At 30.0% G+C, this 11,496-nt stretch carries 8 protein-coding genes; all 8 read left to right on the top strand.

What is annotated here, in order from left to right:
- The first annotated feature begins 266 nt into the window (after nucleotides 1–266).
- The 8 genes from erpA to cysD all read left to right on the top strand — a co-directional run bounded on the left by erpA (nucleotide 267) and on the right by cysD (nucleotide 11,491).
- The gene (gene erpA / locus GN160_RS01430) at nucleotides 267–611 is read left to right on the top strand and encodes an iron-sulfur cluster insertion protein ErpA (RefSeq protein ID WP_225624855.1); all 345 of its coding nucleotides are present in this window, start codon (nucleotides 267–269) and stop codon (nucleotides 609–611) included.
- Nucleotides 612–1,326: 715 nt separating this feature from the next.
- A complete protein-coding gene (locus tag GN160_RS01425) occupies nucleotides 1,327–2,964 on the top strand; it encodes a CTP synthase (RefSeq protein ID WP_192380768.1) in 1,638 nt (545 codons plus the stop codon).
- A gap of 99 nt (nucleotides 2,965–3,063) precedes the next feature.
- Nucleotides 3,064–4,377 (top strand): phosphopyruvate hydratase, encoded by a 1,314-nt coding sequence (gene eno, locus GN160_RS01420; RefSeq protein WP_192380766.1) that lies wholly within the window; start codon nucleotides 3,064–3,066, stop codon nucleotides 4,375–4,377.
- 131 nt (nucleotides 4,378–4,508) lie between these two features.
- Entirely contained in the window at nucleotides 4,509–6,335 is a 1,827-nt protein-coding gene (gene cysJ / locus GN160_RS01415) for an NADPH-dependent assimilatory sulfite reductase flavoprotein subunit (RefSeq protein ID WP_192380765.1), read from the top strand.
- A gap of 2 nt (nucleotides 6,336–6,337) precedes the next feature.
- The gene (cysI, locus tag GN160_RS01410) at nucleotides 6,338–8,059 is read left to right on the top strand and encodes an assimilatory sulfite reductase (NADPH) hemoprotein subunit (RefSeq protein ID WP_192380763.1); all 1,722 of its coding nucleotides are present in this window, start codon (nucleotides 6,338–6,340) and stop codon (nucleotides 8,057–8,059) included.
- 5 nt (nucleotides 8,060–8,064) lie between these two features.
- Complete coding sequence (locus tag GN160_RS01405) at nucleotides 8,065–8,802, top strand: phosphoadenylyl-sulfate reductase (protein WP_192380761.1); 738 nt, start codon at nucleotides 8,065–8,067, stop codon at nucleotides 8,800–8,802.
- Nucleotides 8,803–9,133: 331 nt separating this feature from the next.
- Complete coding sequence (gene cysG / locus GN160_RS01400; protein ID WP_192380759.1) at nucleotides 9,134–10,564, top strand: siroheme synthase CysG; 1,431 nt, start codon at nucleotides 9,134–9,136, stop codon at nucleotides 10,562–10,564.
- Nucleotides 10,565–10,582: 18 nt separating this feature from the next.
- The gene (gene cysD / locus GN160_RS01395; RefSeq protein ID WP_192380757.1) at nucleotides 10,583–11,491 is read left to right on the top strand and encodes a sulfate adenylyltransferase subunit CysD; all 909 of its coding nucleotides are present in this window, start codon (nucleotides 10,583–10,585) and stop codon (nucleotides 11,489–11,491) included.
- Nucleotides 11,492–11,496: the final 5 nt, after the last annotated feature.

The following is an 11,496-nucleotide window of genomic DNA, read 5'->3' as shown; positions in this document are numbered from 1 at the left end:
GTTTTATTGAATATGATGTTTGAAATTATTCAATTATATAATTTTTATGGATGAGGTTTACTATTGTTTTGATATTTTATCTTTTACTAAGTTATTTTTTGATTTTATTCATAAGTAATTTAAGTATAAATTGTAGTTAATAAAATTTTATTTTATCGCAATAGTAATTTATGTTTTATAGTTTTATTTTTATGACTTTAGAAACAAAGAGTATTATGTTTAATATTCTAAATTTTATACATGAATTTATGAGGTTAATTGATATGATAAATAATAAGATTAATTTTCCTTTAGAGTGTACTGATTTTGCCGCGAAAATAATTAATAATCTTGTATTAAGCGAAGGTAATGATAATTTAAAATTACGTATATATATTGTCGGTGGAGGATGTAATGGATTTCAATATGGTTTTACTTTAGATGAAAATATTAACGATGGAGATTTATGTATCAAGAAAAATGGCGCTATATTAGTTATTGATCCTTTAAGTTTGCAATATCTAACTGGCGCTTTAATTGATTATCATGAAGGATTAAAAGGTTCCCGTTTCGTTGTGATTAATCCTAATGTTAAAAGAACTTGTAGCTGCGGGTTATCTTTTAATATCTAAAATATTATTATTTGTTTAATAATTCTTCAATGTTTAACTTGTGGTTTTAACTAGTTTTTAAATATTTAATGTCGAATTAAGGTGTTTTATTTTATAAAATTATACTCAAAATTTGAGTAATTTAGTATTTGTAAATAATAGGTTATTTTGAATTTTAATTAAAATTATTTTCAATAACTTGATGTAAAGTATAACAATAAAAGATTATCATACATATATAAAAATTATATTTGTAATAAAGTATTACATGATAATTATACTTAAATCAAATTCAAAATTAGATTCATTATTTTAATTAAATGGAAATGTTTAATTATTTTAATGGTGATGTATGTTTTATTAGGAAGATTTTGGATTTTTAAGGATTTGTAATATCAACTTAAATAGCTGGTATTTATTGTTTTCCTTATATTATGTTTAATTATGTACAAGAGTTATAATAATTTATTTATAAATTTTAAAGTTAAAATCATTTAAAATTTTTTTAGTTATTTAGATATTTCAATTTTAATTACGTTACAATTAAGATTATTTTTTAGATTTATAATTATAGAATGTTTTTTTGTTTTGATGATTCTTGTATATCGTAAATAATTATATAATTGGTTGATTTTGATGTTTATTGAAAATTGTTTAATTTAGGTGTATACTCGCGGGGTATTTTTTGTGTTTATAGATAAATATTAAATTAGATTATTTAGTTTTAGGTTACGATGTGGTGGTTAATTATATTTTTGTGACTGGAGGAGTGGTTTCATCTTTAGGAAAGGGTATTGTTACAGCATCTTTAGGAGCTATTCTTGAAGCACGAGGTCTTAACGTAACTATAATGAAGTTAGATCCGTATATAAATGTAGATCCAGGTACTATGAGTCCTATTCAACATGGGGAAGTTTTTATAACTGAAGATGGTGCAGAAACAGATTTAGATTTAGGTCATTATGAAAGATTCATTCATACTAAAATGACTCGTCGTAATAATTTTACGGCTGGGCGTATATATGCTGACGTTTTGTATAAAGAACGTCGTGGAGATTATTCAGGGGCTACAGTGCAGGTTGTGCCTCATATTACTAATGAGATAAAAAAAAATATTATAGATTGTGCTGGAAGTTACGATGTTATTTTAGTCGAAATTGGCGGAACTGTTGGCGACATTGAGTCATTACCTTTCTTGGAGGCTATACGTCAAATGGCAGTAGAGAATGGTCGTGCACGGACTTTGTATGTACATTTGACTTTATTGCCTTATATTTCTGCTTCTGGCGAGTTAAAAACTAAACCAACTCAGCATTCTGTGAAAGAATTGCTGTCTATTGGTATTCAGCCTGATATTTTAATTTGTAGATCTAACAAAGTAGTTTCAAAAAATGAAAGAAGAAAAATTGCTTTATTTTGCAATGTATCTTCGCGTGCTGTAATTTCATTGGAGGATGTCAGTTCTATTTATAGAATACCAATTTTATTAAGATTTCAAGGTGTTGATGATTTTATTTGTAATTTTTTTAATTTACATTGTCGTAAACCTGATTTATCCATATGGAATGAAGCGCTTTATCAAGAAGATCATCCAACAAATGAAGTGACTGTTGGGTTAGTAGGTAAGTATGTTATTTTACCTGATGCTTATAAATCTATTTTTGAAGCATTAAAGCATGCTGGATTGAAGAATCGTACTTTAGTGAATATTTGTTTGATTGATTCTCAGGATATAGAAAATCAGGGTATATCTGTAATGAAAAAAAAAATAGACGCTATCTTGATTCCTGGTGGTTTTGGTTATCGTGGTATAGAAGGTAAAATTATGGCCGTCCAATATGCTCGTGAAAATAAAATTCCATATTTAGGTATATGTTTGGGCATGCAAGTAGCTTTAATTGAATTTGCTAGACATGTAGTTGGAATGAAAGATGCTAATTCTACTGAATTTGTACCAGATTGTCAGTATCCTGTTGTTGCGCTTATTTCTGAATGGCAAAGTGCATGTAGTAATTTAGGTACTTTAAGTACAAAGGATAGTTCTTCTAATATGCGTCTTGGTGGTCATTTGTGTTATTTAATGCAAAATAGTATAGTTTATCAAATATATGGAAAATCAGTTATATTAGAACGTCATCGTCATAAATATGAAGTTAATAATTTATTATTGAAACAAATTGAATTAGCAGGAATGCATTTTGTTGGTTTTTCAGAAAATACCAATTTAGTAGAAATTATTGAACTTTCTAATCATCCGTGGTTTATTGCTAGTCAATTTCATCCGGAATTTACTTCTACTCTGCGTGATGGTCATCCTTTATTTATAAGTTTTATAAAAGCTGCTACTTATTATCATCAGCATACGGAAAAATGAATTTTGTATTGTCATTATTTATCTGTCTAAATTGTTTTTATTTTTATCATACAATATAATATGAAGTATGAATAAATGTTTATGATAAAGGAAAATTCTATGTCTAAAATTATAAAAGTAGTTGGTAGAGAGATTATTGATTCTCGAGGTAATCCCACAGTAGAAGCGGAAGTACATTTAAAAAGTGATTGTATAGGTTTAGCATCAGTTCCATCGGGAACATCCATTGGTTCTCATGAAGCATTTGAATTACGAGACAAAGATTGCCATAGATTTTGTGGTAAAGGAGTGATGAAAGCAGTGAATGCAATAAATGGACCTATTATGAATGCGTTAATAGGTCAGAATGCAGAAGAACAAGATACCGTTGATCAAATTATGATTGAGTTAGACGGCAGCTATAATAAATCAAAATTTGGAGCTAATGCTATTCTTAGTGTATCTTTAGCTGTTGCTAAAGCTGCAGCTTTTTTTAAAAAAGTACCTTTATATCAACATTTTTCTGATCTTAGTAATGATGGTTCTGCACAACAATTTTCCATGCCATTACCTATGATGAATATTCTTAATGGCGGCAAACATGCTGATAATAATATTGATATTCAAGAATTTATGATTCAGCCAGTGGGTGCTAGCAGTATTAAAGAAGCAATTCGTATTGGTGTAGAAATATTTCATAATTTAGGTATGATTTTAAAAAAAGAGGGTATGAGTATTACGGTTGGTGATGAGGGAGGTTTCGCCCCTAATTTAGGATCAAATATTGTTGCATTAGATTTTATAAAGGAAGCTATAGAATCTGCAGGATATATATTTGGTCAAGATGTTACTTTAGCTATAGATTGTGCTGCTTCAGAATTATTTGATGTATCTACTGGTAAATATATAATGAAAAATGAAGACAAAATTTTTAACTATAAGGAGTTTGTTCATTATTTAGAAATATTGTCCCAACGATATCGAATTTTATCTATTGAAGATGGGTTAAGTGAACTAGATTGGGAAGGTTTTATTTATTTGACCCAAATATTAGGTAATAAAATTCAGTTGGTTGGTGATGATTTATTTGCCACTAATATTAATTTACTTAGAAAAGGGATAGCAAATAAAGTTGCGAATGCTATTCTTATTAAACCTAACCAAATAGGTTCATTAACAGAAACTTTTTCAGTAATTAAGATGGCTAAAAAGGCTGGATATAGTACAATTATTTCCCATCGTTCAGGTGAGACTGAAGATACGACTATTGCTGATTTAGCTGTCGGCACTGCCGCGGGTCAGATAAAAACTGGATCTTTGCGTTGCTCGGATCGTTTGGCTAAGTATAATCAATTGATTCGTATTGAGGAATCTTTAAAATTTAAGGCTCCATTTTGTGGGCTAAAGGAAGTAGCATTATCTTATGTAAAATAGTTTTAGATTGTCATCAATTTGGTGCTAATTTATTACTGAATTGCTGTAGTTTGTCTTGTTTTATTTGATTATTTTTTAAATAAGTCTGAAATTATTATTAAATAGTGTAGTTAACGTAGCAGCGGTTTATTATGATAAAATCATTATTATCTGATGTATCTTTACCATTGAATAATGAACAATTAGAAAATTTACAAAAATTAACTAAAAATTTATCTTATACACAGGCAGCTTGGATAGCTGGTTATTTTTGGGGCTTAATTGATAATAATTTATCTAAAAGTAATCTTAAATCGATTGTTCAGTCAACAGAAATTAGTGATTTAAATAATGATGCTTGTAGTATTACTATTATATATGCTTCTCAAACTGGTAATGCTCAAAGATTAGCTGAGCAATTACATTGTGATTTACTAAGCGTACAATTAAAATCGGTAATTTATAATGCTAGAGAATATAATTTTAGGAAAATTGCAAAAGAGACATTCTTATTACTTGTTACTTCTACTCATGGTGAGGGAGATCCTCCAGAAGATGCGATAATTTTGTATAAGTATTTGTTTTCAAAAAAAGCGCCTTTGATGAAAAGTACATATTTTGCTGTATTTTCTCTTGGTGATAGTTCATATGAATATTTTGCTAAAGCAGGAAAAGATTTTGATCAAAGATTCGAAGCTTTAGGTGCCAAACGCTTATATGATCGAATTGATGCTGATTTGGATTATCAAAAGCAGGCTGTTGATTGGCGTTGCAAGATTGTTTCTTTATTGCAGCAGAAATTTGAAACAGATTATAAATTATTACAACCTATATCAGATAACAATATTGTTAAAACAGATAACATTTCATATTCTAGAGAAAATCCATTAGTCGCTTCTTTAATATCTAAACAAAAAATTACTAGTCGAAATTCAATTAAAGATATACATCATTTAGAGATTGATATTGCAGGTGCAAATATGTGCTATCAACCCGGCGATGCATTAGGAGTATGGTATGAAAATGATCCGTTGTTAGTTCATGAATTTGTATCTGTTTTGGATTTAAAAGGAGAAGAAATAATAGATTTCAAATCGCAATCTTTGTCTCTTAGTTTAATTCTTCAAAGACATTTTGAATTAACTCAGAATACATTGTTTTTTGTTAAAAATTATATTAAGGTATCAAATGATCTGACGTTATTATCTTTTATATCTGATAATGAAAAGTTAAAAAAAATTGTATCCTCTATGCCAATTGTTGATTTTGTACGTCGTTTTCCTGTTAAATTAAATACTAAACAATTGTTAATGTTTTTAAGACCGTTAACACCTCGTTTTTATTCAATTTCATCTTCACAATTAGAAGTCGGTGAAGAGGTACATATTACTGTGAGTGTAGTGCGTTATAAGATTAATGGTTTTTTACGTACAGGTGGTGCTAGTAGCTATTTGGTTGATAGATTAGATATAAATGATGAACTAAAAGTATTTATAGAATATAATAATAATTTTAGATTACCTCAAGATTCAAGTGCGTCTATTATTATGATAGGTTCTGGCACTGGTGTCGCTCCTTTTCGCGCTTTTATGCAACATCGTTCAGTGAGCGGTGCGTCAGGTAAAAATTGGTTGTTTTTTGGTAATCCTCGGTTTATTGATGATTTTCTTTATCAATTAGAATGGCAACGTTATTTCAAAAGTGGTATATTGACACATATTGATACAGCTTGGTCTAGGGATCAAGTTGATAAAGTGTATGTGCAAGATAAGTTGCAGGAAAAAAGTGATGAGGTTTGGAATTGGATAAATGATGGGGCATATGTTTATATTTGTGGAAATGCACGTCAAATGGCTTATGAAGTTGAAAAAGTGTTGTTAAATATTATTATGCGATATGGTATGATGGATTTGCAACAAGCAGGTGAATTTTTAGATAAAATGCGTATTGAAAAACGTTATCAACGGGATATTTATTAAATATGTGTAGTCAAAAATTAGAAGTTACATTATCTGGTAACGAACGCTTAAAACGTGATAGTAATTTTCTTCGTGGAACTATTGTTGAAGATTTAGGTAATAAACTTACTGGCGGATTTAGTGAAGATAATGCTCAGTTAATTAGATTTCATGGCATGTATCAACAAGATGATCGAGATTTACGAATAGAACGATTTAATCAGAAATTGGAGCCTTTGATCAATATTATGCTGCGTTGTAGATTACCTGGTGGAATTATTACTGCAGATCAGTGGTTAAATATAGATAATTTTGCTAAAACTCATACTTTGTATGGTAGTATACGTTTAACTACGAGACAAACTTTTCAATTGCATGGTATATTAAAACCTAAGTTAAAAGATATACATAAGTTACTGAATAAATTAGGATTAGATTCTATTGCTACAGCGGGTGATGTGAATCGAAATGTCTTGTGTACTTCTAATCCAATGGAGTCAGAGTTACATCATCAAACATATGTTTGGGCAAAAAATATTTCTTCATATTTGTTGCCCAAAAGTAGTGCTTATGCAGAAATTTGGTTAGATGATAAAAAAACTGAAGTTATCGATTGTGAACCTATTTTGGGTTGTACTTATTTACCTCGTAAATTTAAAATTTCCTTAGCTATTCCACCTCAAAATGATGTTGATGTACATGCTAATGATTTAAATTTTGTTGCTGTTAGTAATTCTGGAAATTTAATTGGATTTAATGTGTTAGTTGGTGGTGGTTTAGCGATGACGTATGGTGATACCAATACTTATCCTCGTAAGGCTACTGAGTTTGGTTATATATCTCTAAATGATACTCTAAAAGTAGCTGAAGCTGTGGTTACTACTCAACGAGATTGGGGGGATAGAGTTTGTAGAAAATATGCCAAGACTAAATATACTTTAGATCGTTTGGGAATTGATAAATTCAGAAGAGAAGTAGAAATTCGTTCCGGAATTAAGTTTTTACCTGTTGTTCCTTATATTTTTTCGGAACGTGGTGATCGTTTTGGTTGGGTGAAGGGTATTAATAATTATTGGTATCTTACACTTTTTATAGAGAATGGTCGTGTGTTAGATTATTCTAATAGATTGTTGAAAACTGGTTTGGCCGAAATTGCGCGTATTCATAGAGGTTGTTCATTTCGTTTGACTGCTAATCAGAATTTGATTATTACCGATATACAAAAAGAAGATAAGGATTTTATTGAGGATTTAGCAAGAAAATATAATCTCATTGAGGATAGTATTACTTTACAACGTAAAGCATCTATGGCTTGTGTATCTTTTCCTACTTGTCCCCTTGCAATGGCAGAAGCAGAAAGATTTTTACCTAAATTTGTTACTAAAATAGAGAAAATTTTAACAAAGTATGGTTTAAGAGATAATTCAATCATTTTACGTGTCACAGGTTGTCCTAACGGTTGTGCTCGCGCGATGTTATCAGAAATTGGTTTAGTAGGCAGGGCAATTGGTCGTTATAATTTATATTTGGGTGGAGATCGCATAGGTACTCGTATTCCACGTTTGTATTTGGAAAATGTTACTGAAAAGAAAATTTTGGATGTTTTGCGTAATACTATTAAACGTTGGTCGTATGAACGTTACGTAGGAGAATCTTATGGTGATTATGTAGTACGAGCTCAAATAGTTAAACCTGTGTTAGATTCCTCGAAAGATTTTTATGTTGCATGTAAAGCGTCTGGTTGATAGATATGATTCGTTATAATTTAAATGAACTGTTTTTATTAGCCGAAGAACAACGTTGTTCTTTTTTAAATGAAATTAATTTAAAATTGAAAGATTTGACAGCGGAACAAAGAATTCGGTGGGGGTTAAAATATTTGCCTGAAGAGATTATTATTACTTCTAGTTTTGGTATTCAATCTATCGTGAGTTTGCACTTAGTAACTTGTCAATTTCCTGATATTCCTGTTATATTAATTGACACTGGCTATTTATTTCCAGAAACTTATCGTTTTATTGACGAGTTAACTGAATTATTGAAATTGAATTTGCATGTTTTCCGTCCTATTGAATCTCCAGCGTGGCAGGAGGCTCGTTATGGTAGGTTATGGGAAAAAGGTATAAAAGGTATAAAACATTATAATTATCTTAATAAAGTAGAGCCTATGAAGCGTTCTTTTAAAGAGCTTCAGGTCAATACTTGGATAGCTGGCCTAAGGCGACAACAGTCAGATAGCCGAAAGGATTTATTAATATTGTCTTTCCAAAACCGTATATTTAAATTATTACCTATTGTTGATTGGAGTAATCATCAGATACTTAAATATATTAAGCATTATTCATTGGTTTGTCATCCTTTGTCTAAAAAAGATTATTTATCGGTAGGTGATGTTCATACCACTAGTAAATTAGTTCCTGGCGTCAGTGAAGAAGAGACTCGATTTTTTGGTTTGACAAGGGAGTGCGGTCTTCATATCGAAGAATAGTATATTCTGATATTTTATTTTATAAAGTATATATAGAATCCAAATATCATAAAATTCAGTATAGTATTTTTTTAAAATTTTCGTTATAAAATATAAAATAAAATATGTAAATCTATATTGAGATTATGGTGACGGTTATGTTTTGTTTGATTTTAATCATATAGTATAATTCTTTTTTATGTTGCAAAAGCTAATTTGTTTTAGGGAAATTTTGTTTAGTATAGTATAATATTTATTATTTATATTTCATTAGTATGATTTTAATTTTAGAAAAAATTTTTACTTGTTGTTTACTATTGCTAATATAAGAATATTTTGTAGGATAATATGTGTGGAATACTTGACAGTTTTGATAAATCTTAAGAACCGCCCTGTACTAGTTGTTGGTGGTGGCGTTGTGGCTGCGCGTAAAGTGCATATGTTAAGTAGGGTAGGGGCTGAAATTAAAATAGTAGCAAATAGATTGTGTTCTGAATTAGTTTTGTTGCTTGCTAAAAATAAAAGTATTAAATGGATAAGTAAAAATTTTGATGTATTAATGTTACATGAGATTTTTTTAGTGATTGTTGCGACCAATAATAAAATTCTTAATACTTTAGTTTATAATAGCGCAGAAAAACGTTATGTCTTAGTGAATGTTGTAGATGATAAATCAAAATGTTCTTTTATCTTTCCTTCTATTATTAATCGTAATCCTATTGTCGTAGCTGTTTCATCTTGTGGTCATGCTCCAGTATTATCTCGTATGTTACGGGAAAAATTTGAGTCTTTATTACCTAATTTTCTTGGCGTTATGGCGTCTTTAGCTGGGTCTTTTCGTGGTGTAGTTGAAAAACATATTCCTAATATTGTGATACGTCGTAAATTTTGGGAAAATATGTTTCGTGGTGTTTTTGCTGATTTAGTAAGTAAAGGTCAAATAAAAGAAGCTAGTAAATTTTTGTTAGAGTCTCTCAATTTAAAAAAAATTATAAAACAAACGCGAATAGGTTCTGTTTCTTTGGTTGGAGCGGGTCCTGGAGATTGTGGTCTACTTACCTTGCGTGGTTTGCATCTTCTTCAGCAAGCAGATGTTATTTTATATGATTATTTGGTTAATCAAGAAATTCTTGATTTAGCACGTCGTGATGCTAAATGTATTTGCGTAGGTAAACATGTTGGTTTGCATTCTATTTCACAAAATAAAATTAATAATTTACTGATTGAATTAGCAAATCAAGGAAATCAAGTAGTGAGACTTAAAGGTGGTGATCCGTTTATTTTTGGGAGAGGCGGAGAAGAATTAGAAAAAATAGCGCGAGCAGGTGTTTCTTTTCAGATAGTACCGGGTGTAACAGCAGCTTCTGGAGCTTCTGCGTATGTTGGTATACCATTAACTCATCGTAATTATTCTCATAGCGTTCTTTTTATTAGTGGTTATTTGCATAGAAATCCCAATAAATTAAATTGGAAACTGTTAGCTTGTAAATATCAAACATTAGTAGTTTATATGGGTATAATTAATGCTTTTAAAATTAGTAGATTATTGATTGAGAATGGTTTAGATTCAAAAACGCCGGTAGCAATTATTATCCGTGCTACTTATATTGATCAATATGTTTTAATTGTTGAGTTAGAACAATTAAAACATATTGATCAATTAACTATATTTCCAGTATTATTAATTATCGGCGAGATTGTTGGTTTTTATTCTAGAATGCATTGGTTTGGTCAACAGAGTTTTGAAATTTATAAGTTTGATTCAATTATCGAATTGGTTTAGAGAGTTTAAGTATTTGTTATGAAAAATAAAAAAATTAATTCTTTACGAGAATTAGAGTCTGAAAGTATTTACATTATTCGCGAGGTTGCTGCTGAATTTAAAAATCCAGCAATGTTGTATTCAGTTGGTAAAGATTCTTCAGTAATGTTACACTTAGCATGTAAAGCGTTTTATCCTGGCAAATTGCCATTTCCTTTATTACATATTGATACTGGCTGGAAGTTTCGTGAAACTTATAAATTTCGTGATTACATGGTAAAAAGACTTGAATTAAATTTGTTAATTTATAAAAATTTAGATGGTGTTGCTATGGGTATTAACCCGTTTATTCATGGAAGCGCTAAGTATACTGATATTATGAAGACTAATGCCCTGAAACAAGCATTAGATAAATATGAGTTTGATGCTGTTTTTGGAGGTGCTAGACGTGATGAGGAAATTACTCGAGCAAAGGAACGGATTTATTCTTTTCGTGACCAATTTCATCGTTGGGACCCTAGAAAACAACGTCCAGAAATATGGCGTAATTATAATAGTCAAATAAATAAAGGAGAAAGTATTCGTGTATTTCCTTTGTCTAATTGGACTGAATTTGATATTTGGCAGTATATTTTTTTGGAACGCATAGATGTTATATCTTTGTATTTAGCAAAAATTCGTCCTATTTTAAAGCGTAAAGACATGTTAATGATGGTTGATGATGATCGTATTGATCTTAAATTAGGAGAAAAGATTCAAGATTGTATGGTACGATTCCGTACTATTGGGTGTTGGCCCTTGACTAGCGCGTTTGAATCTCAGGCAAAGACTATACCAGAAGTTATTAAAGAGATGCTTATTCTTTCTACTAGCGAACGTCAAGGTAGAGTGATTGATTTTGATCAATCTTCTTCCATGGAGCTCAAAAAGCGACAGGGTTATTTTTAGGTAAT

The organism is Blochmannia endosymbiont of Colobopsis nipponica (assembly GCF_014857065.1).
Lineage (GTDB): Bacteria > Pseudomonadota > Gammaproteobacteria > Enterobacterales > Enterobacteriaceae > Blochmanniella.
Note: the sequence above shows the minus strand (reverse complement) of the source record. Positions and strands in the feature narration are given on the sequence as shown.

Excerpts from the sequence above, each read along its gene's own strand:
- cysI (WP_192380763.1), top strand. The coding sequence starts at position 6,338 with ATGTGTAGTCAAAAATTAGAAGTTACATTATCTGGTAACGAACGCTTA.
- GN160_RS01405 (WP_192380761.1), top strand. The coding sequence starts at position 8,065 with ATGATTCGTTATAATTTAAATGAACTGTTTTTATTAGCCGAAGAACAA.
- cysJ (WP_192380765.1), top strand. The coding sequence starts at position 4,509 with ATGATAAAATCATTATTATCTGATGTATCTTTACCATTGAATAATGAA.
- cysD (WP_192380757.1), top strand. The coding sequence starts at position 10,583 with ATGAAAAATAAAAAAATTAATTCTTTACGAGAATTAGAGTCTGAAAGT.
- eno (WP_192380766.1), top strand. The coding sequence starts at position 3,064 with ATGTCTAAAATTATAAAAGTAGTTGGTAGAGAGATTATTGATTCTCGA.